19 protein-coding genes, 1 pseudogene and 1 riboswitch are annotated in these 21,669 nt (G+C 70.0%); of the genes and pseudogenes, 7 read left to right on the forward strand and 13 right to left on the reverse strand.

The window, feature by feature from the left end; all coding sequences use genetic code 11:
- Positions 1-289: 289 nt before the first annotated feature.
- The gene (locus ABT116_RS02540; RefSeq protein ID WP_351626712.1) at positions 290-1,807 is read right to left on the reverse strand and encodes a glutamate-cysteine ligase family protein; all 1,518 of its coding nucleotides are present in this window, start codon (positions 1,805-1,807) and stop codon (positions 290-292) included.
- Positions 1,808-2,353: 546 nt separating this feature from the next.
- On the opposite strand from ABT116_RS02540, the gene ABT116_RS02545 reads away from it, so the two are divergent.
- The 3 genes and pseudogenes from ABT116_RS02545 to ABT116_RS02555 all read left to right on the forward strand — a co-directional run.
- Entirely contained in the window at positions 2,354-2,938 is a 585-nt protein-coding gene (locus ABT116_RS02545) for a hypothetical protein (RefSeq protein WP_351626715.1), read from the forward strand.
- Between the two features lie 431 nt (positions 2,939-3,369).
- Positions 3,370-3,573: a DUF5999 family protein gene (locus tag ABT116_RS02550; protein WP_033307435.1), complete on the forward strand. Its 204-nt coding sequence runs from the start codon at positions 3,370-3,372 to the stop codon at positions 3,571-3,573.
- A 146-nt stretch (positions 3,574-3,719) separates the two neighbouring features.
- Positions 3,720-3,859 (forward strand): annotated as a pseudogene (locus ABT116_RS02555) (LacI family transcriptional regulator); the annotation flags it as partial.
- A 63-nt stretch (positions 3,860-3,922) separates the two neighbouring features.
- On the opposite strand, the gene ABT116_RS02560 reads toward ABT116_RS02555, so the two are convergent.
- The 4 genes from ABT116_RS02560 to ABT116_RS02575 form a co-directional block, all read right to left on the reverse strand.
- Positions 3,923-4,972 carry an endo-1,4-beta-xylanase gene (locus ABT116_RS02560; RefSeq protein WP_351626717.1) on the reverse strand — a complete coding sequence of 350 codons (1,050 nt, stop codon included), beginning with the start codon at positions 4,970-4,972 and terminating at the stop codon, positions 3,923-3,925.
- A 54-nt stretch (positions 4,973-5,026) separates the two neighbouring features.
- Complete coding sequence (locus ABT116_RS02565) at positions 5,027-5,791, reverse strand: carbohydrate ABC transporter permease (protein ID WP_351626760.1); 765 nt, start codon at positions 5,789-5,791, stop codon at positions 5,027-5,029.
- A 74-nt stretch (positions 5,792-5,865) separates the two neighbouring features.
- Positions 5,866-6,864, reverse strand: coding sequence for a carbohydrate ABC transporter permease (locus tag ABT116_RS02570; RefSeq protein WP_351626720.1), 999 nt, complete (start codon positions 6,862-6,864; stop codon positions 5,866-5,868).
- A gap of 6 nt (positions 6,865-6,870) precedes the next feature.
- Entirely contained in the window at positions 6,871-8,163 is a 1,293-nt protein-coding gene (locus tag ABT116_RS02575) for an extracellular solute-binding protein (protein WP_351626763.1), read from the reverse strand.
- A gap of 434 nt (positions 8,164-8,597) precedes the next feature.
- Between ABT116_RS02575 and ABT116_RS02580 the strand changes: the two genes are divergently transcribed.
- A complete protein-coding gene (locus ABT116_RS02580; RefSeq protein ID WP_351626723.1) occupies positions 8,598-10,577 on the forward strand; it encodes an APC family permease in 1,980 nt (659 codons plus the stop codon).
- Between the two features lies 1 nt (position 10,578).
- Here the strand turns inward: ABT116_RS02580 and ABT116_RS02585 are convergent, their stop codons facing one another.
- Positions 10,579-11,172, reverse strand: a complete 594-nt coding sequence (locus ABT116_RS02585) for a DUF1707 SHOCT-like domain-containing protein (RefSeq protein ID WP_351626726.1) — start codon at positions 11,170-11,172, stop codon at positions 10,579-10,581.
- A gap of 126 nt (positions 11,173-11,298) precedes the next feature.
- On the opposite strand from ABT116_RS02585, the gene ABT116_RS02590 reads away from it, so the two are divergent.
- The gene (locus tag ABT116_RS02590) at positions 11,299-11,694 is read left to right on the forward strand and encodes a TOBE domain-containing protein (RefSeq protein WP_351626728.1); all 396 of its coding nucleotides are present in this window, start codon (positions 11,299-11,301) and stop codon (positions 11,692-11,694) included.
- 71 nt (positions 11,695-11,765) lie between these two features.
- A complete protein-coding gene (locus ABT116_RS02595; RefSeq protein WP_351626731.1) occupies positions 11,766-12,185 on the forward strand; it encodes a TOBE domain-containing protein in 420 nt (139 codons plus the stop codon).
- Positions 12,186-12,249: 64 nt separating this feature from the next.
- Here the strand turns inward: ABT116_RS02595 and gcvP are convergent, their stop codons facing one another.
- Positions 12,250-15,135 (reverse strand): aminomethyl-transferring glycine dehydrogenase, encoded by a 2,886-nt coding sequence (gene gcvP, locus ABT116_RS02600; protein WP_351626734.1) that lies wholly within the window; start codon positions 15,133-15,135, stop codon positions 12,250-12,252.
- A gap of 175 nt (positions 15,136-15,310) precedes the next feature.
- Positions 15,311-15,406: riboswitch (glycine riboswitch) on the reverse strand.
- A gap of 113 nt (positions 15,407-15,519) precedes the next feature.
- Between gcvP and ABT116_RS02605 the strand changes: the two genes are divergently transcribed.
- Positions 15,520-15,894 carry a PRC-barrel domain-containing protein gene (locus ABT116_RS02605; protein WP_351626737.1) on the forward strand — a complete coding sequence of 125 codons (375 nt, stop codon included), beginning with the start codon at positions 15,520-15,522 and terminating at the stop codon, positions 15,892-15,894.
- On the opposite strand, the gene ABT116_RS02610 is transcribed toward ABT116_RS02605, so the two are convergent.
- The 6 genes from ABT116_RS02610 to ABT116_RS02635 all read right to left on the reverse strand — a co-directional run bounded on the left by ABT116_RS02610 (position 15,813) and on the right by ABT116_RS02635 (position 21,664).
- Entirely contained in the window at positions 15,813-17,267 is a 1,455-nt protein-coding gene (locus ABT116_RS02610; protein ID WP_351626740.1) for a DNA polymerase IV, read from the reverse strand. The two genes, ABT116_RS02605 and ABT116_RS02610, sit on opposite strands and share 82 nt — an antisense overlap.
- A gap of 133 nt (positions 17,268-17,400) precedes the next feature.
- Positions 17,401-18,084: a MerR family transcriptional regulator gene (locus ABT116_RS02615; protein WP_142165133.1), complete on the reverse strand. Its 684-nt coding sequence runs from the start codon at positions 18,082-18,084 to the stop codon at positions 17,401-17,403.
- A 291-nt stretch (positions 18,085-18,375) separates the two neighbouring features.
- Positions 18,376-18,849 (reverse strand): bifunctional nuclease family protein, encoded by a 474-nt coding sequence (locus ABT116_RS02620; protein WP_003988851.1) that lies wholly within the window; start codon positions 18,847-18,849, stop codon positions 18,376-18,378.
- 85 nt (positions 18,850-18,934) lie between these two features.
- Complete coding sequence (ftsR, locus tag ABT116_RS02625) at positions 18,935-19,672, reverse strand: transcriptional regulator FtsR (RefSeq protein WP_351626743.1); 738 nt, start codon at positions 19,670-19,672, stop codon at positions 18,935-18,937.
- Between the two features lie 50 nt (positions 19,673-19,722).
- On the reverse strand, positions 19,723-20,676 hold the full coding sequence (locus ABT116_RS02630) for a zinc-ribbon and FHA domain-containing protein (protein ID WP_351626746.1): 954 nt from the start codon (positions 20,674-20,676) through the stop codon (positions 19,723-19,725).
- Positions 20,677-20,737: 61 nt separating this feature from the next.
- The gene (locus ABT116_RS02635) at positions 20,738-21,664 is read right to left on the reverse strand and encodes a DUF881 domain-containing protein (RefSeq protein ID WP_351626749.1); all 927 of its coding nucleotides are present in this window, start codon (positions 21,662-21,664) and stop codon (positions 20,738-20,740) included.
- Positions 21,665-21,669 lie beyond the last annotated feature (5 nt).

Below are 21,669 nucleotides of genomic sequence, written 5' to 3' on the forward strand. Positions count from 1 at the left end.
ACCACCCCGGGGCTTGCGGCGCCGCCCCCGGCTTGCGTCACCACCCAGGCAATTCCCGCCTCGCGACGTGAGCCCCCGGCTTGCGGCGCCGCCCCAGCAGCACCGCCTCGCGGCCTCCGACCCGGTGCCCGCTTCAGCCCAGCGACACCGGCTCCGGCAGCCCCACCGGCAAGCTGTGCACCGGCTCACGGCCTCCGACCCGGTGTCCGCTTCAGCCCAGCGACACCGGCTCCGGCAGCCCCACCGGCCAGCTATGCACCGCCTCGCGGCCTCCGACCCGGTGCCCGCTTCAGCCCAGCGACACCGGCTCCGGCAGCCCCACCGGCCAGCTGTGCACCGGCTCGCCCTTGTGCATCAGCTCGCGGTACCGCAGGGTCGTGGCGGCCAGCGCGTCCTCCCGGGAGAGGCCCGCGTCCAACGCCTTGTGGAAGGTGGCCGCCTGCCAGCTCGCCCCGTTCACCCGACGCCGGCACCGTTCCTCGATCACGCCCAGGTACAGATCGCGGTCGGCCGGCTCGACACCCCAGGCGTCCAGGCCGGCCTCGGCGAGCGGCAGCAGTTCGTCGCGGATCAGGCTCACCGCGTCGACCTGGGTGGTGCCGCTGTAGCGGCCGCGCCGGGGCCAGGTGAAGCGGGCGTCGATGCCGTCCTTGCACGCGGCGTCGAAGTTGGCGGCGGCCGCCTCGAACGGCAGCCGCGTCCAGACCGGCCGGGACTCCTCGGCGAGGGCCCGGACGACCCCGTAGAAGAAGGCCGCGTTGGCGACGACGTCGATGACCGTGGGCCCGGCCGGCAGGACGCGGTTCTCCACGCGCAGGTGCGGGACACCGTCGGCGATGCCGTACACCGGGCGGTTCCAGCGGTAGATCGTGCCGTTGTGCAGCACGAGTTCCGCGAGCGACGGCGTGCCGCCCTGGTCGAGCACCTTCAGCGGGTCCTCGTCGTCGCAGATCGGCAGCAGGGCCGGGTAGTAGCGCAGGTTCTCCTCGAAGAGGTCGTACGCCGAGGTGACCCAGCGCTCCCCGAACCACGTGCGCGGCCGGACGCCCTGGGCCTGGAGCTCGGGCGGGCGGGTGTCGGTGGACTGCTGGAACAGCGGGGGCCGCGACTCGCGCCACAGCTCCCGGCCGAAGAGGAAGGGCGAGTTGGCGCCGACGGCGATCTGCGCGGCGGCGACCGCCTGGGCCGCGTTCCACACGTCGGCGAAGCGGGCCGGGGTGACCTGGAGATGCAGCTGCACGGAGGTGCAGGCGGCTTCCGGCGCGATGGACTTCGAGGTGCAGCTCAGGTGCTCCACGCCGTCGATGTCGAGGGTGAACTCCTCGCCGCGGGCGGCCACGATCTGGTCGTTGAGGAGGGTGTACCGGTCGACGTCGGAGAGGTTCGAGGACACCAGGTCGTCACGGTCGAGAGTCGGCAGAATACCGATCATCACGATCCCCGCGTCGACCTCGCCGGCTTTCCGGTCGGCATATGCCAGCGACGTACGGAGTTCCTCCGCGAGGCGGTCGAATACCCGGCCCCCCAGACGGTGTGGAGGAATGTTCACTTCCAGATTGAACATGGCGAGTTCTGTTTGGAAATCGCGACTCGCGATGCGTTCCAAGACTTGCCCGTTCAACATTTTCGGCATGCCGTCGGCGCCCGCGAGATTCAATTCGATCTCCAGCCCCATGAGGTTCCTGGGGCGATCGAACCGCTTCTCCGCCAGGAGTCGCTCCAAGCCCGTCAGGCACTGACGCAGCTTGTCGCGATAGCGCTGGCGATCGGCCAGGTCGAACCGGCCTGCCGCGACCTTCTCCCCCATCGAACGTCCTTCCTCGGTGTTGCGGGCCAGGATCCAGGGCCGCCGGGGTCCCGGTCAGGTGGAGGATGCCCAGCGAAAGCGATCGATAACGTCCCGGGCGGACCCGGCGACCGCTACGCTGGTCGGGTGTGACCGGTGGCACATTCACTCGGCATGACGCACAGGACAGGTTTCGGGCCTCGGGGACTCGTGAAAAACGCCGACGAGAATGGGCCGACCGGTTCGCGGACATTCACCGAGGTCACCGTTGTGCACCCCCGCATGGAATCGGGATAATTCTCGCGTATCGCCGACCGAATGTACCCTTGTTCTACTCACCGGAAACGGCTAGACGAAACACAGTCTGAACCCGTGTCGTATAAACTCCGCGAACAAGGCAGAAGGTTGGCGCCCACGGTCGATGGGTCCTGCCGTCGAGGCGACGCGGACCCCACCCCCCTCTCGTTCTCATGACCCCGGCCCCTGCCGCTCTGACCCCCGTGAGCAGACAGCGCCGTCCGCCCCCGCCCTCGTGCCACCGTGCCTTTGAATGAGAGGCGACCCACCATGCCGCTGCATGTCCCTCCGGCTCCCGCGCCCGCACTCCGCTCCGTCCTCACCGCCCTCTCCTCCCCCACCGCGGTCCGCGAAGCCCGAACTCCCTCCCTGCTCGGCACCCAGGGACCCGCCACACCCGAGCTGCCCCTGCCGGTGCACGTCCTCGACCACGTCACGGCCGAGGGCGCCTCCGCGACCCGGCTGGCCGGGTGGCGCTTCCTGATCCGCTGCGGCGACCGCGCCGTGGCCGCGGCGGAGACCATGCTGACGGCCGACGGCTGGGCCTTCTCCCACTTCTTCGAGGGCCCGTACATCACCTCCACCGAGCGCGCCCTGCGCCAGGCCGAGACGATGCCGCAGCCGTACCAGCCCCGTCTGCTGTCGGTGCCCGGCCTGTACATGCTGACGCTCTGGCTGCACGAGGACTGCTCCGCGGACGGTGCCGCCGGTCACCCCGCCGCCACCGACCTGCTCGTCCCGCTGGCGCCGGCGCCGCCCGGCATCGCGGCCCACCGCCCGCATCGCGTCTCCGAACTCCTCCCGGTGCTGACCCATCGAGTGACTCCCACCAGACTTCTCGGATCACCCGCCTGAAGCACCACACGACTCCCGCACCCCGTCGCCGAATTCCGGCGGCGGGGTCGTTCCTTTACTGTCGACGGCCCCCGACCGCTCGCACGATCGCTTTATCGCTCACACGATCGCTCGTAAGAGCGATGAATAGCTCGTCCGAGCCGGGACGGGTGTCGGCGCGAGCGGACTAGCCCTATCCGGCCACTGCGAACCACCCAAAGGGACAGCCCAGTTGGGATGAACCGTCCGCGCGGGTGACGCGTCCTGAACCTGTGAGAAGAGGTGCCGCGAAATCCCTGCGGATTGACGCCCGTGGGGCAACACTGGGTTCCGACGACTTATCACAACGGGGGGCGGCCATGAACGACACTTCTAGCCGCGGAACAGACACGACAGCCCACTCGGACACGTCAATCCCGTCGTCCGTCTCGACACAGCGAAAGATCCCACCCATGTGCCAGCACCAGACCCAGTGCCCCTCAGCAGAATCCGCCGACCGGGAATCCGCCCGCCTCGTGGCGCACCACCCGGAGCAGGGATGGAGCCTGCTGTGCAACGGCGTGGTGCTCTTCGAGGACACCGGCGAACTCCTGCCGGACGGCCGGGCCATCGCCCCGCACCGTCCGCTGGCCGGCCAGGTGATGACGGCCGCCTGAGGCCGTCGGCGGGCTGAGGCCCGCCGCCCGACACGAGGGGCCGGCCGCAGGACCCCCTGCGCACCGGCCCCGACGCATGTCCTTCGGCCGTCACTGAACGTCACACCCCACAACGTCGCGTTCCCGGCCCGTACGCCTTCCCGCGAATACGCCAGCCCCTGGCCGACATGGGCAAACTGGCCGTGCGCACGCTGCTCCGTCTGACCCGTGACGAGCAGCCGGACTCACCGCGGTGGAGCTGGGAACCGACCTGGTGGTACGGGAGAGCCCGGCGCCTTCGGCCTGACCCGCCGGTACGAGGAACGGCGCCCCACCACCCCCTGTCCGGTGGGGCGCCGCCCGGCCCCCGCTACCTCCCCCCGAGCGCCTCACGCAGGGCGAAGTACGCGGGCTTGCGCCGCAGTTCCTCGTCCCACGGCAGGGCCGCGCCCTCGCCCGGGAAGAACGCGGGGATCCACGAGTACTTGTCGGTGTAGTCCCACAGGGTGATGCCCACGCAGCGACGGACCGCCAGGCACGCCTCGGTCAGGTCGGCGTACCACTCGGCCTGCTGGGCCAGCTTCTCCTCGGTCGCGGGCAGCTGCATCCGTATGTCGACCTCGGTGAGCGCGGTGTCGAGGCCGAGCCGGGAGAAGCGGCGGAGGTTGTCCTCCAGGGTGGCCGGATAGCCGTACTGCAGGGCCAGATGGGCCTGGAGGCCGATGCCGTGCAGCGGGACACCCGCGGCCTTGAGCTCCTTGGCCAGCCGGTAGTAGGCGTCGCTCTTCGGGCCGGTCGCCTCGATGTTGTAGTCGTTGAGGTACAGCTTGACCCGCGGATCGGCCTGGTGCGCCCAGCGCAGCGCGTCGGCGATGTAGCCGGGGCCGAGCGTCTTGTAGAAGACCGACTCCCGGTACGTACCGTCCTCGTTGAACGCCTCGTTGACGACGTCCCAGGCGAAGACCTTGCCCCGGTAGTGCCGCACTTCCGTCTGGATGTGCTTCTTCAGTACGGCCCTCAGCTCGGGGGCCGTCCACTCCCTGCTCGTGAGCCATTCGGGCAGCTGGCTGTGCCAGACCAGGGTGTGGCCGCGCACCTTCTGCCGGTTGGCCCGGGCGAGGTTCACGATCTCGTCGCCCTGGGAGAAGTCGAACACGCCCTGCTGGGGCTCGGTCGCGTACCACTTCATGCCGTTGCCGGGCGTGATCTGGTCGAACTCGCTGCCGAGCAGGGCCGTGTAGGGCCCGTCCACGAGCTCGGGGTTGTCGGTGGCGCTGCCGAAGTAGCGGCCGTGCCGCTGCGCGAGGTCGGCGAGGGTGGGCTGCTGGTGACCCGCCTGGGCGGGCGTGCCGGCACCGATGCCGGCGGCGACCAGGAGCGCGGCGACGGCGCCGACGAGTCTGAGACGGGTGGTGCGCATGGTGCGACTCCTCACAACGGGTGGGTGGGTAGAGCCGTACGTTCGCGGCGCGCGTCAGCCCTTGGTGGCGCCGGCGGTGAGGCCGCCGACGAGCTGACGCTCGGCGACGGAGTAGAAGGCGAGGGCGGGGACCATGGCCAGCACCAGGTAGGCGAAGACCTTGGCGTACTCCGCGGAGTACTGCCCTTGGAACTGCTGGACCCCGATCGGCAGCGTCCACCACTGCGCGTCGGTGAAGACCAGCAGCGGCAGGAAGAAGTTGTTCCAGCTGGTGACGACGGCCAGCACGGAGACCGTGCCGAGCGCGGGCCGCGCCATGGGCAGCAGCACCCGCCAGAAGAAGCCGAACGAGCTGCACCCGTCGAGCGTGGCGGCCTCCTCCAGCTCGCCGGGGATCTGCCGGAAGAAGCCCCGCAGGATGATGATCGTCATCGGCAGTCCGAAGGCGGCCTGCGGGAGAATCACGCCGAGCGGGTTGTCCAGCAGGTCCAGCGAGCGCAGCAGCAGGAACAGCGGCAGGGCCGCCACCGCGAACGGGAACATCAGACCCATCGTGAAGAGCGTGAACAGCGCCTCCCGGCCCCGGAAGGCGAATCGCGCGAAGGAGAAGGCCGACAGGGCGGAGACCGCGACGAGCAGGACTGTCGTGCCGATCGCGATCAGCGTGCTGTTGCCGATCAGCCGCCAGAAGTCTCCCGAGCCGAGGATCTGGGTGTAGTTGGAGGTGACCCACGACTCGGGCAGTCCGACCGGGTTGCGGGAGAGCTCGTCGGTGGACTTGAAGCCGGAGAGCGCCGCGTAGAGCAGGGGGACGGCCATGACGGCCCCGACGACGACCAGGACGAGGTGCAGGCTCCAGGCCTTCCCGCGCGCACGGGTCTTCTGACTGGTTGTCACTTTCCGTCACCCCGCATGGTCGTGGTGGCCCCTTCCAGGTCCCGCCGGAGGACGAACCGCTGGTAGGCGAGGGCGAAGACGAGGCTGATGCCGAACATGACCACGCTGATCGCGCTGGCGTAGCCGACCTGGTAGCGCTTGAAGCCGTACTGGAACATGGTCACGGCCATGGTTTCGGAGTGGTGGTCGGGGCCGCCCGCGGTGGTCACCCACACCAGGTCGAAGAGCTGGATCGACCCGATGACCGCGAGGAACACGCTGATGCGCAGGGTGGGCGCGAGCAGCGGCAGGGTGACGTTGCGGAATCGCTGCCAGGCGCCGGCCCCGTCGATGAGCGCCGCCTCGGTGAGTTCCCTCGGGACGGCCTGGAGCCCGGCCAGGTACAGCATCATGTGGAAGCCGAAGTACTTCCAGGTCATGACCAGGAAGACGGTCGCCATGACGGTGGACGGATCCGCGAACCACTCCCCACCCAGCCCGTCGAGGCCGATCTTGCCGAGGACCTGGTCGGCGAAGCCGTCGTCCGGGGCGAAGATCATGCCGAAGAGGATTCCGGTGATGGCCTCCGACAGGACGTACGGGGCGAAGAACAGCATCCGGTAGACCGCCCGGCCGCGCATCCGCTGGTTGAGCAGGACGGCCATGGCGAGCGCGAACGGCAGCTGGAGGGCGAGCGACAGCACCACCAGGACCAGGCAGCGCCACAGGTCGCCGAGGAAGACGTCGTCCTGGAAGAGCCGCGTGAAGTTCTCGCCGCCGACGTAGTCGGAGGGCATGCCGAAACCGCCCCAGCGGAAGAACGCGGCGTACAGGGCGAACAGCATCGGCAGCAGCACGAGCCCCATGAACAGCACCAGGGCCGGGAGTTGGAAACCGGCCGCGGTGAGCCAGTGCAGCGCGCGTCGCCGGGTCCGCCCCGTGGGCCGGGCCGCGGCCGGGGGCGGGGAACCGGCGTCGGGGCCGGTCCGTTTGTCCGGCAGGAACGTCGAGGTCATCGCCGGCTACTGCTCTTCCTTCGCGGTCTTCGTGATCGACTGCGCGACCTGCCCGGGCGACTTGGAGCCCGCGATGAGCGCGGCCACGCTGTCGTTGACCTCCTGGCCGACGGCGGGGGCGTAGGCCTGGTCGAGGTAGAGCTGGAATCCGGTGGCGGCCTTCAACTGGGCTTGTACGGCCTTGATGTTGGGGTCGGCGATGGCGCTCTCGGCCGCCGGGACCACGGGCAGGACACCGGTCTTCTTGACCAGTTCCAGGTCGGTGGCCTCGGACGCGAAGAACTTGAGGAAGTCGACGGCCTCCTGCGGGGCGCCCCTGCGCAGCGCGTGCCCGCCGCCTCCGCCGAACACCTCGGTGATGGCGCCCTTGCCGCCCTCGACCGCGGGGAACGGGAAGAAGCCCAGGTCCTTGCCGAGACCCTTGCCCGCGTCGGCCTGCACCGTGGGCGCCCACTGGCCCATGAGCTCCATGGCCGCCTTGCCGTTGCCGACGGCGGCGGCCTGGCCGGTGGGCGACGAGTAGGCGGCGCCGAGGAAGCCCTTCTGGAACGGCTGGAGGGCGACGAGTTCCTTCAGGTGCTCGCCCGCCTCGACGAAGGGGGTGCCGGTGAAGTCCTTGTCGTCGTAGGCCTTCTGCAGCGCCTCGGCCCCGGCGGCCCGCATGGCGAGGTAGGCCCAGTAGTACATGCCGGGCCACTTCTCCTTGCCGGCCAGGGCCAGGGGGGTGACCTTGGCGGCCTTCAGCTTGCGTACGGCGTCGAGGAAGCCGTTCCAGGTGGTCGGCGGCTCGGCGATGCCGGCCTTCTCGAAGAGCGCCTTGTTGTACCAGAAGCCGATCATGCCGATGTCGAACGGGATCCCGTAGGCCTGGTCGTCGAACAGGTACGGCTCCCGGGCGACCGGCAGAAGGGCGTCGCCCCACGGCTTGGTCCGGTCCGTGAGGTTCTCCACCAACCCCGCGTCGACCTGCTGCTTCAGCACGCCGCCGCCCCAGGTGTGGAAGATGTCGGGCAGCTTCCCGGAGGCGGTCAGGGCCGTCATCTTCGACTTGTAGGCGTCGTTCTCCAGCTGGACGATCTTTATCTTCACCTTGGGGTTCTGCGCCTCGAACTTCCGCGCGAGAGCGGCCCAGACGGTCTTGGACGGCTCGGTGGTGGAGATGTTCCACCATTCGATCGTGGTCGTCCCGGACGACGCCCCGTCCGAGTCCCCGCCGCATGCGGTCAGTGCCGTCATCCCCACACCGGCGGCGGTGGAGGCCGCCAGGAAGCCGCGGCGGGACAGTGCCGGGTCGCCCATCATGCGCTCCTCGAAAGTCTCGAAAGTTTCGACTAAGAACCAGAAAGCTTCGCTGCTGCCGCACCCTAGAGACAGCGGGTAAACGGTGGCAACCCCTTGTACAAGGTGAATCTCTCGGCAACACCAGGACCTGAAGAGGAGGCGAAACATTCGAATCCCCGGACGAACCTTACGAACTCGACTCCGTCGTGATCACACAGGGTGTCCACCCGCGAGCCGGAGAGGGAGCATCGCCCACTTCGCGGGCAACACCGTCCGACGCGCCCTCAGCTCGTGTTTTCGCAGCCGCTGTCGCCCCGGTCGTCAGTCTTAACGGAAGCTTGACGCGCTCAGCCCCTTCGTTCATGGGCCATGGCGTCACGCTCCGCTTACGCTGATCGGGCCGTCCAGTGACGGCCGGAACCACGCTGAGCCGCACGATCGGGAGCACGTCGATGGCCACCACCGAGCACCCGGCACCGAGCCGTCCGGAGCCTTCCCCACCCAGCCGTCTGCGCGCCTGGATGCTGGAGGGCCTGTCGGACATGGGCAAGGGCGGTGGCCACACCGGGCCGCATGCCGAACCGGAGCCTCCGCACCGGGGTCAGCGCTGGTGGCGGGTGATGTGCCTGACCGGCGTCGACTACTTCTCGACCCTCGGATACCAACCGGGCATCGCGGCCCTCGCCGCAGGACTGCTGTCGCCGATCGCGACCATCGTCCTGGTCGTCGTCACGCTGGCGGGCGCCCTACCCGTCTACCGCCGCGTGGCCGAGGAGAGCCCCCACGGCGAAGGCTCGATCGCGATGCTGGAGCGGCTGCTCTCCTTCTGGCAGGGCAAGCTGTTCGTCCTGACCCTCCTGGGCTTCGCCGCCACCGACTTCCTCATCACCATCACCCTGTCGGCCGCCGACGCCTCCACCCACCTCGTGGAGAACCCGCATCTGACGGGTGTACTGCACGACAAGCAGCTGCTGATCACCCTGATCCTGGTGGCCCTGCTGGGCGCGGTGTTCCTCAAGGGCTTCCTGGAGGCCATCGGTGTCGCGGTCGCCCTCGTCGGTGCCTATCTCGCGCTGAACGCGGTCGTGGTGGTCGTCGGCCTCTACCACGTCATCACGGCCGGTCATGTGGTCACCGACTGGTCGAGCGCCCTCACCGCCCAGCACAGCAACGTCTTCGCCATGATCGGCGTCGCTCTGCTCGTCTTCCCGAAACTGGCCCTCGGCCTCTCCGGGTTCGAGACGGGCGTCGCGGTGATGCCGCACGTCAAGGGCGATGCGGACGACACGGAGGCACGGCCGGCCGGGCGCATCCGCGACACGAAGAAGCTGCTCACCACGGCCGCCCTGATCATGAGCGTCTTCCTGATCACCACCAGCTTCATCACCACCCTTCTCATCCCCGAGAAGGAGTTCGAGGCGGGTGGCCAGGCCAACGGCCGTGCGCTCGCCTACCTGGCGCACGACTACCTCGGCAACACCTTCGGCACCGTCTACGACGTCTCGACGATCGCCATCCTCTGGTTCGCCGGCGCGTCCGCCATGGCCGGCCTGCTCAACCTGATGCCGCGCTACCTCCCCCGCTACGGCATGGCCCCGCACTGGGCCCGTGCGGTACGGCCCATGGTCATCGTCTTCACCCTGATCGCCTTCCTGGTCACCTGGATCTTCGACGCGGACGTCAACGCCCAGGGCGGCGCCTACGCCACCGGTGTGCTGGTTCTGATCAGCTCGGCGGCGATCGCGGTGACCATCGCCGCCCGCAAGGCCCGCCAGCGGAACTGGACGATCGCCTTCGCGGTGATCTCCGCGGTGTTCCTCTACACGACCGTGCTCAACGTCATCGAGCGCCCGGACGGTGTGAAGATCGGCGCCTGCTTCATCGCCGGCATCATCCTGGTCTCCCTGCTGTCACGCCTGGCCCGGGCGTTCGAGCTGCGCGTGACCAGCGTGACGCTGGACGACATGGCGGAGCGCTTCGTCCGGGACATGGCCAGCCGCCGGATGCGGTTCATCGCCAACGAGCCCGACCGGCGCGACATCGCCGAGTACCGCGACAAGATCGAGCAGATCCGGCAGGACAACGACGTGCACGGCCAGGAGGACTTCGTCTTCGTCGAGGTGACGGTGACCGACCCGTCGGAATTCGAGGCGGGGCTGACCGTACGCGGCGAGGTGCTGCACGGCCGCTACCGCGTCCTGACCCTGGAGTCGTCCTCCATCCCCAACGCCCTGGCCGCGCTGCTGCTGCACGTCCGCGACGCGACCGGCCGGACCCCGCACATCTACTTCGAGTGGACCGAGGGCGGGCCCTTCGCCAACTTCCTGCGCTTCTTCCTGTTCGGCCAGGGCGAGGTCGCCCCGGTGACCCGCGAGGTTCTGCGCGAGGCGGAGCCGGACCGGAAGCGACGGCCGAGGGTGCACGTGGGGTGAGTCAGGCCGTGGCGCCCCTCCTGCCGAAGCCCCTGCGCGGGCGCACCACGAGCTGCCCGTAGTGGATCTCGCCGATGACCCGTATCCGCAGCAGGACCGGGGCCTCGGCCGGCCGACGCTCCTTGATCGCGGAGTAGTTCATCACCAGGCCGCCGGTGTCGACCACGACACCCGGCCGGGTGATCAGCTTCAGCGCACCGGCGTGCAGGTCCAGGACGATGTCCAGGGTGTCGTGTGTGATCAACGCGTCGGTGAAGTCGAGCGTCACCTCGCCCCACGCCGAACGGATCTCCAGCCGCCGGGGCACCACCCAGCCGTCAGCCCGCCGGGTCGAGGCCCCCTCCTGCCGGATCCTGGCGACCTCCTCGGCCTCGACCTGCCTCGCACCGGCCGCCGCGGGCAGATCCGCCGTCAGCACGGCGAGCTCGCCGACAGTACGGGCCGACAGCGCGACCTCCAGCCGCTCGTCGAGCTCCTCCAGCGTGAGCCGGCCGTCGCCCGCGGCGAGACGCAGCACGTCCACGGTCCGATCCCGATCCGCGTACGACGCCCGCACCTCGGGCGATCCACCGGTCCGCACGATCTCCGCCGCCATCACTCCACCCCGATCCCCCGAGCACGACACCCGCCGACCATCCGACGGACTCACGCTATATCGCGTCATACCCGAGGGTCAACCCCCCGTCCCCCGCCGCCTTCCCCCGCGCCTATCGTGACCGGCATGCAGTCCTACACGATCGGCCAGGCAGCACGGCTGCTCGGCGTCAGCCCGGACACCGCCCGCCGCTGGGCCGACGCGGGCCGCATCACGACCCATCGCGACGAGACCGGGCGACGGCTCATCGACGGGCGGGCCCTGGCCGCCTTCTCGGTCGAACTCGCCCGCTCCGGCACCGCCGAGGAGGACACCCCGTACACCTCGGCCCGCAACGCCTTCCCCGGCATCGTCACCGCGATCAAACTCGGCGACGTCGCCGCCCAGGTCGAGATCCAGGCCGGCCCGCATCGGCTCGTCTCCCTGCTCACCCGCGAGGCGGTGGAGGAACTGGGCCTGGAGGTCGGCATGGAGGCGACGGCCCGCGTGAAGTCGACGAACGTCCATATCGACCGCGTCTGAGTCGGGGCCGGGGAAGGCACGCACACACGCACATACCGTCCCGATCCGCTCACCGCGGCTACCGTGCACCCATGAGCCTGAGCATCCGCAACCAGCTCCCCGGCACCGTCACCGACATCACCCCCGGCGAGGCCATGGCGACGGTCAGGGTCCGCCTCACCGGTGGCCAGGACCTCACCGCGGCGATCACCCGCGAGGCAGCGGAAGACCTCCGGCTCGCCCCGGGCACCGCCGTGCGCGCCCTGCTGAAGTCCACGGAGGTCTCCTTGGCCACCGCGCCCATCGAGGGCCTGTCGATCCGCAACCAGCTCCCCGGCACGGTCACGGACCTCGTCGCCGGCGAGGCGATGGTGTCGGTCCGTCTCACGGTCGAGGGCGGCGAACTGACCTCCGCGATCACCAGGGACGCCGCGGAGGAGCTGGCCCTGTCGCCCGGGATCCCGGTCGTCGCTCTGATCAAGGCGACCGAGGTGTCATTGGCCACCGCATGACGCGGCGGTGAACGGCGAGAGAGGCCCCGCACCGCGGAGCCCCTCCCTGTGACCGGTCGGCGGATCAGTCCTCGTACGCGTCCAGCGGCGGGCAGGAGCACACCAGGTTCCGGTCGCCGAAGGCCTGGTCGATGCGGCGCACCGGCGGCCAGTACTTGTCGGCGGTCGACACCCCGGCCGGGAAGACGGCCTCCTCGCGGCTGTAGGCGTGCTCCCACGCCCCGGCGAGCGCACTGGCGGTGTGCGGGGCGCCGCGCAGCGGGTTGTCGTCGGCGGGCCACTCGCCGGAGCCGACCTTCTCGATCTCCGCTCGGATGGCGATCATCGCCTCGCAGAACCGGTCCAGTTCGGCCAGGTCCTCCGACTCGGTCGGCTCGATCATCAGTGTGCCGGCCACCGGGAACGACATGGTCGGCGCGTGGAAGCCGTAGTCGATCAGCCGCTTGGCGACATCGTCGACGCTCACGCCGGTCGCCTTGGTCAGGGGCCGCAGGTCGATGATGCACTCGTGCGCGACGAGCCCGCCGGGGCCGGTGTAGAGCACCGGGTAGTGCGGCTCCAGGCGCTTGGCGATGTAGTTGGCGCTGAGCACGGCCACCTGCGTGGCCCGCTTCAGCCCCTCGCCGCCCATGAGCCGGACGTACGCCCACGAGATGGGCAGGATGCCGGCGGAGCCCCACGGCGCGGCGGAGATGGGCCCGACGCCCGTCTGCGGGCCCGCCTCGGGCTGCAGCGGGTGGTTGGGCAGGTAGGGCGCGAGGTGCTCGCGCACCGCCACCGGGCCGACACCCGGGCCGCCGCCGCCGTGCGGGATGCAGAAGGTCTTGTGCAGGTTCAGGTGCGAGACGTCCCCGCCGAAGTGCCCCGGCTTGGCGAGCCCGACGAGCGCGTTGAGGTTGGCCCCGTCGACGTAGACCTGCCCGCCGGCCTCGTGCACCTGGGCGCAGATGTCGGCGACGTGCTCCTCGAACACGCCGTGGGTGGACGGATACGTGATCATCAGCACGGCCAGCTCGTCGCGGTACTGCTCGATCTTCGCCCGCAGGTCCTCGACGTCGATCTCGCCGTCCTCGGCGGTCTTCACGACGACGACCTTCATGCCGGCCATCACCGCACTGGCGGCGTTGGTGCCGTGCGCAGACGACGGGATCAGGCAGACGGTGCGCTGCTCGTCCCCGTTGGCCCGGTGGTATCCGCGGACGGCGAGCAGCCCGGCCAGCTCACCCTGCGACCCGGCGTTCGGCTGGAGGGACACCTTGTCGTAGCCGGTGACCTCGGCGAGCCGGTCCTCCAGCTCGTGGATGAGGGAGAGGTAGCCACCAGCCTGCTCGGCGGGCGCGAAGGGGTGCAGCTGCCCGAACTCGGGCCAGGTGACCGGCTCCATCTCGGTGGTCGCGTTGAGCTTCATCGTGCAGGAGCCCAGCGGGATCATGCCCCGGTCGAGCGCGTAGTCGCGGTCGGCCAGCTTGCGCAGGTAGCGCAGCATGGCGGTCTCGGAGCGGTGCTGGTGGAAGACGGGGTGCGTCAGGTAGTCGTCGGTGCGCAGCAGCGCGCCCGGCAGCCCGTCCTCGGTGGCCGCGTCCAGCGCCTCCACGACGCCCTCGACCCCGAAGGCGGCCCATACGGCACGCAGCTGGGCCCGCGTCGTGGTCTCGTCACAGGCGATGGAGACGTGGTCGGCGTCGACGAGACGCAGGTTGACCCCGTTGTCACGGGCGGCGGCCACGACGTCGGCGGCCCGGCCCCGGACGCGCACGGTCAGGGTGTCGAAGTAGGCCCCGTGCACGACCTCGACCCCACCGTTCGCGAGCCCGGCGGCGAGAACGGTGGCGTACCGGTGGGTGCGCCGCGCGATGCCCTTCAGGCCGTCCGGGCCGTGGTAGACGGCGTACATGCCGGCCATGACGGCGAGCAGCACCTGTGCGGTGCAGATGTTGCTGGTCGCCTTCTCGCGGCGGATGTGCTGCTCACGCGTCTGCAGCGCCAGCCGGTAGGCCTTGTTGCCGTCGGCGTCCACGGACACGCCGACGAGCCGCCCGGGCAGGCTGCGCGCCATCTTGTCCTGGACCGCCATGTAGCCGGCGTGCGGTCCGCCGAAGCCCATGGGCACGCCGAAGCGCTGCGTCGTCCCGACGGCGATGTCCGCCCCGAGCTCACCGGGCGACTTCAGCAGCGTCAACGCGAGCAGATCGGCGGCGACCGTGACGAGCGCGCCGAGATCGTGCGCCCGGTCGATGACCGGCTTGATGTCCCGCACGGCACCGGAGGCGCCCGGGTACTGGATCAGCACGCCGTTGATCTCGCGCTCGGCGATCTCGGCGGGGATGCCCTCGCTGAGGTCGGCGACGACGACCTCGACTCCGGTCGGCTCGGCCCGCGTCTGGATCACGGCGATGGTCTGCGGCAGCGTGTCCGCGTCGACCAGGAACAGGCCCTTCTTGTTCTTGCCCAGCCGCCGCGACAGCGCCACGGCCTCGGCGGCCGCGGTGCCCTCGTCGAGCAGGGAGGCGCCCGAGGTCGGCAGTCCGGTCAGGTCGGCGACCATGGTCTGGAAGTTGAGCAGCGCCTCGAGGCGGCCCTGGGAGATCTCCGGCTGGTACGGCGTGTAGGCCGTGTACCAGGACGGGTTCTCCATGACGTTGCGCATGATGACCGGCGGCGTGAACGTGCCGTAGTACCCGAGGCCGATCATGGAGCCGAGGACCTGGTTGCGGTCGGCGAGGGAGCGCAGCTCGGCGATCACCTCGGCCTCGCTGCGGGCGCCCGGCAGGTCCAGTGCCTCGGCACTCTTGATCACGGCCGGGACCGCGGCGGCGGTCAGCTCGTCCAGCGAGCCGTAACCGACGTGCGCGAGCATCTTGGCGCAGGCCTCGTGGTCGGGGCCGATGTGGCGCTGCTCGAAGGGGACTGCCTCTTCGAGCTCGGAGAGCGGAATGCGGTGGGCGGTCATTACGGAGGCCTCCTGGTCGACACGACCTGCGAGGGGCACCACGGCACGGGTACCCGGACGGCCTCCCCCTCTGTCATCTCAACCTGAGAGCTTCACCGGATCGCCCGAAGGCCTCCGGCTTTCACCGTCGGTGAGAGCGGAAGCCGTCGACACCCGCCCTGCTTTCCAGAGTGACCTCGTCCGTGCGGTACGTGTGCCTGAGAGATTCCGGGGAGGATTTGCTCCTTCGGCGCCTCCGATGGTGTCTGGAGGACTCTCCCGCACGGGGTCAACAGCCGCTGCCAGCGTACCAGCGAGGTCAACGCACGAACCTTCGAGTGGCCGCATCCCCGCTTGTGCCTTTTTGTAGTGTTTACGGATGAGGTGCGACCATGTGGAGGGCCCGTGCGAACCGACATCGATCCGCGCAACCTGATCGGCCGCAAGGCGTTCGACCGCAACGGGACCAGGATCGGCACCATCGACGAGGTCTACCTCGACGACGCCACCGGCGAGCCGGAGTGGGCGGCCATACGGACCGGCCTGTTCAGCAGGGACGCCTTCGTCCCCCTGGAGCCCAGCGAACTGATCGAGGGCGCGCTCCACGTCCCCTTCGAACGCGCCCTGATCAAGGACGCCCCCGACTTCGGCGTGGGCCGCCACCTCTCGCCCGAGCAGGAACTGCAGCTCTACCACCACTACGGTCTCGATGTCGCCGCCCCGCCCCCGCTCCGGGACCACGACTTCGGCAAGCTGGCGGGCACCGACGAAACGGCTTGAGACCCCGCCCCGGACACCCGGTCTCCCCCGTCGGGCCCCCGTAACACCAGCGGCAACGGATCCGCCGCCTCCAGATCCGGGTCGTCGACCCGGAAGGTCCGTACCCGCCCGGGCTCCGAGTCGGGCGTCTCGAACCGTACGGTGACCCGCCCCAGGCCGCTGCCCTGCACCCAGCCGTGCCCGAACTCGGCGTGCCGCACATCGTGCCCGGCGGGCCAGCGCCGCTCGGCGAGCGGCGGCTGCTCCTCGGCCGGCACCACGGAATGCTCCTCGACCGGGCCTTCCGTGACCGCCCGCTCTCCCGCCGCCTGGGCGAACAGGTCCTCCTGCGTGTAGTCGGCGAGCCCGCTGACCCCCACCCCGAGCAGCCGCACCCCGCCGGTCGTGTCGACCGACTCCAGCAGTCTGGCCGCGGCCTCGCGGACCACCGCGGGATCGTCCGTGGGCCCGCGCAGCGTCTCGGAGCGCGTGAGCGTCGAGAAGTCGTACCGTCGCACCTTCAGCACGATCGTCCGCCCGGACAGCCCTGCCCCGCGCAGCCGCCGCACGCACCGCTCGGCGAGCCGCTGCACCTCCAGCCCGACCCGCGTGCGGTCGTGGATGTCCACGTCGTAGGTGTCCTCGACCGACACCGACTTCGCCTCGCGTTCCGCCACCACGGGCCGGTCGTCCCGTGCCAGTGCCATGGCGTACAGGCCGTGCCCGTGCGCCTTGCCCAGCAGCCGGACGAGCTCGTCCTCGCCCGCCTCGACGATCTCCTCGACCGTGGTGATCCCGGCCCGCCTCAGATGGTCACCCGTCGCCGGCCCCACTCCTGGCAGGATCCGCACCGGCTTCGGCCCGAGCATCGCCCGCTCGGTCCCCGGCTCGATGACCACCAGCCCGTCGGGCTTGGCCTCCTCCGAGGCGATCTTGGCGAGCATCTTGGAGGCGGCGAGCCCCACCGACCCCGTGAGCCCCGTGGCGGCCCGTATGTCCGCGCGCAGCTTCCCCCCGGCCAGCCGCGCCGACCGCTCGTCCCACGCCACGCCGCCGGCCTCCAGGTCCACGAACGCCTCGTCCAGGCTCAGCGGCTCCACCAGCGGCGACAGCGCCCGCAGCAACTCCATCACCCGCTCGCTGATCGACCGGTAGAAATGGAAGCGCGGCACGAGATACGCGGCGTTGGCCGCGAGTCGGCGGGCCTGCCCCATGGGCATCGCCGAATGCACCCCGAAGACCCGCGCTTCGTACGACGCGGTCGCCACCACGCCCCGCGGCCCGAGCCCGCCCACGACCACGGCCTTCCCACGCAGACTCGGCTTGGACGCCTGCTCCACCGAGGCGTAGAAGGCATCCATGTCGAGATGCAGGATCGTGGGCGAGGTTCTCACACCCCCGATGCTGCCCTACGCCACTGACAACGCCTCGCGCGACTGCCCTGACGCCCCAGGAGAAACCGCTTACAGTCCGGCGCGGAAACGTCCCGCCTCCTTCGGCCGCGTACGCCCCCTGCCGCAGGACGGCTCAGACGGCCCGGTTCCGTCGACGTGCCAGCTCGTCCGCCGGATTGGGCCCGACCAGGGTCTCGCCCGTGTCGATCCGCTCGCCGTGCAGCTGGGACAACGCGCTCTCGACGTCCCGCCACACCACCCCGACGGCGATCCCGAAGACCCCCTGGCCGCCCTGGAGCAGGGCATGGACCTCGTCGGGCGAGGTGCACTCGTAGACCGTCGCGCCGTCGCTCATCAGCGTCATGCGCTCGAGGTCGCTGAAACCGCGTTCCCTGAGGTGCTGGACGGCGGTGCGGATGTTCTGCAGCGACACCCCGGTGTCGAGGAACCGCTTGACGATCTTCAGGACGACCACGTCCCGGAAGCTGTACAGCCGCTGCGTCCCTGACCCATAGGCAGGGCGCACACTGGGCTCGACGAGCCCGGTGCGGGCCCAGTAGTCCAACTGCCGGTAGGTGATACCGGCGGCCGCGCAGGCCGTGGGGCCGCGATAGCCGATCTGCTCGGACGCCATGGACGTCGTCCCTCCGCTGCTCGGCACCGCTGTCGGTCGCTGCGGAGCGTGATCGGCCGCACCACCGGGCTGGGGGCATCCACCGCCCGGGAGGGGCCGTGAGCCGGGGGGAGGGTACGGACCGCTCGCCCTGAGACTGCGCTCGGGGCCGCCCCCAGCCGTACCGTCGCCGCTGCTTCTCACGCCGACCTCCGTCCTTGACCTGCCTTCTCGACGGTAGGCAGTCACCAGGGGTGCGTCAACGATCGCCACACTCGCCACGCCGAGTGATAATCACCCTGAGAGTGGTTTCCCGTGCCCCGTCGCGGGGAAAGGCTAGCCGAATGTGCCCGGAACAGACCGTGTGACGCTCTCACACGCCACCGGCACATGCGGGCATTTCACCCGTCACGCACGGCGGGCGGCCCTGCCACGGACCACATCGTCCGCCGGGCCGCCCACACGCTTCTCAGGCCGCTGCCGCTCCCGAGGAACTCACTGGCTGCTGCTGCCGAAGTCCTCCGGGGAAATCTGGTCGAGGAACTCGCGGAACTTCTCCACCTCGTCCTCCTGCTCGTCCGGGATCGCGATACCCGCGTCGTCGAGCACCGTGTCACTGCCGTAGATCGGCGTCCCGGTGCGCAGCGCGAGCGCTATGGCGTCGGACGGACGGGCGCTCACCTCGACGCCGCTGGCGAAGACCAGCTCCGCGTAGAAGACGCCCTCACGCAGGTCCGTGATGCGCACTTCCGTGAGCTCCTGGCCGACGGCTTCCAACACGTCCTTGAACAGGTCGTGTGTCAGCGGCCGCGCGGGAGCCATGCCCTGCTGGGCGAAGGCGATCGCCGTCGCCTCCCCCGGTCCGATCCAGATGGGGAGGTAACGGTCGCCTCCCACTTCACGCAGCAGCACGATCGGTTGGTTGGAGGGCATTTCGACCCGGACACCTACGACATCGAGCTCGTTCACACAGCAACCCTAGGCCGTGCCCGGGATGTTTGGGTAGTCGGGCCGGGATCGGGCGCCTGATCCGGCCCCCGAGCGCACGGCCGCCTCAGGGCAGCCGCACCCCGAGCGCCGTCTGCACCAGCGCGGCGTGCAGCTTCACCGTGAGCCCCGCCAGCTCCTTGGCGCGGGCCTCGGCATGAGCCCTGGTCTGCGGGTTCCGGTGCCGCTTCAGCGGCGCCACCACCTGGTCCACGAGCCCGGCCTCCCGGTCGGCGGCGGCCTTCATCGCCCGCAGGTGCCGCGGCTCGATCCCGAACCGCCCGAGCTCCACGACGAGCAGGGCCACGGTGACCGCCTCGGCGTCGTAGGCCCCCTCCTCCAGCGGGGTGAGGAGCCCGTAGGACTCCCACTCCTTGAGCTCCTGCTCGTCCACGCCGACGGCCGTGAGCAGCTCATCCCGCCCCACCCTGGCCGCCGCAGGCGGCTCGGGCGGCTCGGACGCGGTTTCGCCGTCCCGCTGACGGCCCACGACCGGCAGCCGCACGGCCTCACCACGCTCCATGGCCTCCAGATGCTCCCGGATCACTTTCAGGGGCAGATAGTGGTCCCGCTGCATCCGCAGGACGTGTCCGAGGCGCTCGACGTCATGGGCGCTGAACTTGCGGTACCCCGAAGGGGTCCGCTGCGGCTCGATGAGCCCTTCGGACTCCAGGAAGCGGATCTTGGAGATGGTCACTTCGGGAAACTCACCGCGCAGCGCGTTCAGCACCGCGCCGATGCTCATCAGCCCACTGTCCGTGGCGGCGGTGCCGTGCCCGGCACCGCCGCTCGGTGTATGACGCATGGACCTTCCCTGACGGATGGACCTTGGCTGGGTCTGCCCGACGCAGCCGGTCAGTAGCCCCGCTGGCTGGCGTAGAAGACCAGCCGGTACTTGCCGATCTGCACCTCGTCGCCGTTGTTCAGGGCGACCTGGTCGATCCGCTCCCGGTTCACGTACGTGCCGTTCAGGCTGCCCACGTCGGCCACCGTGAACGAGCCGTCCTGGGCTCGGCGGAACTCCACGTGCCGCCGGGAGACCGTCACGTCGTCCAGGAAGATGTCGCTCTGCGGGTGCCGGCCGGCCGTGGTCAGGTCACCGTCCAGCAGGAAGCGGCTGCCCGAGTTCGGCCCTCGGCGTACGACCAGGAGCGCGGAACCGAGCGGCAGCGCGTCGACGGCGGCCTGCGCCTCGGGGGACAGGGTCGGCATCGGCGTCTGGCCGGTGGTCTCGCTGTCGTAGGCCTCGAGACCGGAGATGGAGATCGTGGAGGTCGTCTCGGACGGACGCTCCGGCGTCGCCCCCGCCCGCAGCGGCGCGCCGCAGTTGGAGCAGAAACGGCTGTTCTCCGCGTTGCGGTTACCGCACCTCGTACACACCAGGGCCGACATCGGATCCTCCTGCCGCGGCTGCCCACCGGGGGCGTTGGACGCGTACGGGTCGGAAAACCCTCCACCCGCACTTGAGGCTGACGGTTGCCCGAAACCTATGCCGCCGGACTGTGCAGGGTCAACCGACTGCGCGCCCTGACCACCGGAAACATCGCCGCCCGGGCCGCCGACCTGGTCCCGGAACAGCGGCCGCTGGCCCTCCGCGTCAGGCTGTGCGCGATGACGAGCGGTCGCGTTGTCGCTGCCCTCTCGCGCGCTCTTGCCGAACAACTTCGCAAACAACTTCACGGGCGATTCCCCTTGACCGAAACAGACCCGCCCGTGGGGCAGGACGAACCCTGACTGAACACTCTGGCCGACCCGGACATCCTGACAACGTCCGTCTGCACCAGACAGTTTCCACCACGCACCGCCCATTCGGTGCGCCGACCCCCCGCAACCTCATGCCCTCGCCGAACGCCGCCCATGCGCCCCCGGTTCACTGCGAGGACGACCGAGCGTAGTCAGGCCGCTTCGCTGCTCGCAAGGCGTCCACCACGATGTCGGTCGACCGCTCGATCGTGACGGTGGCCTGTTCCTTCTCGAGAGTCTGCACCACGCCTCCGGGGATGTTGAGCGCCGGCTCGAGGTCCTGCGGCTTGCCGATGACCTTGAAACGATAGGGCGCGTTGATCTTGTTCCCGTCGACGCCCACGCCCTTGCCCGAGTCCGTGAGATACGTGCCCGCGACCACCCGAACACCGTTGACCTGGATCGCCTCGGCACCCGCCGCGCGCAGCTCCTGGATCGCGTCGAGCAGCATGTCCGCCTCGACCGTCCCCTTCGTGTCCTGGATCGTCATGGTGATGCCGGGCCCCTGCGCGGCCACCGTGCCCGCCAGGATGCCGAGTTGCCTCTCCTTCTCGACCGTCTGCTTCCGGGCCTCCTCGGCCTGGTCGGAGCTGTTCTCCAGCTCGTCGCGCTGCTTCTCGAGACCCTGCTTCTCGTCCTCAAGACGTTGAGTACGGTCATCCAGTTCATCGAGGATGCGGACAAGATCTTCCTGTCGCGCGCCACGCAGCGCACTGTCGCTGTCGCTGTTCGAGGCCACCTGCACGGCCAGCCCGAACCCGAGACCGAACAGCAGAACGGCGACGATGAGTTGGGCCCGGGTGACACGCGGCGGCCACACCCCCTGTGCCAGCCGCTGCCGCCCGGTCAACCGCGGCTCGGGATCCGGCTGCGGTTCCGGTGCCTGCTCGGGCTCCGGCTCCGCCGGGGCCTCCCCGGCCGCGGGCGCCGCAGCGGGCCCGGGCACCTCCTGGGGCAGTTCCTTGCGCAGCCGGTTCCCGGACTCGCCGCTGGCGGCGCGCGTGTCGCCCTGACCGTCGGCGGGCTTGGCAGGCTTCTCGTCGTGCTCGCTCATCGGCC

Source organism: Streptomyces sp. NPDC002130 (assembly GCF_040296465.1).
In the GTDB taxonomy this organism is placed as follows: domain Bacteria; phylum Actinomycetota; class Actinomycetes; order Streptomycetales; family Streptomycetaceae; genus Streptomyces.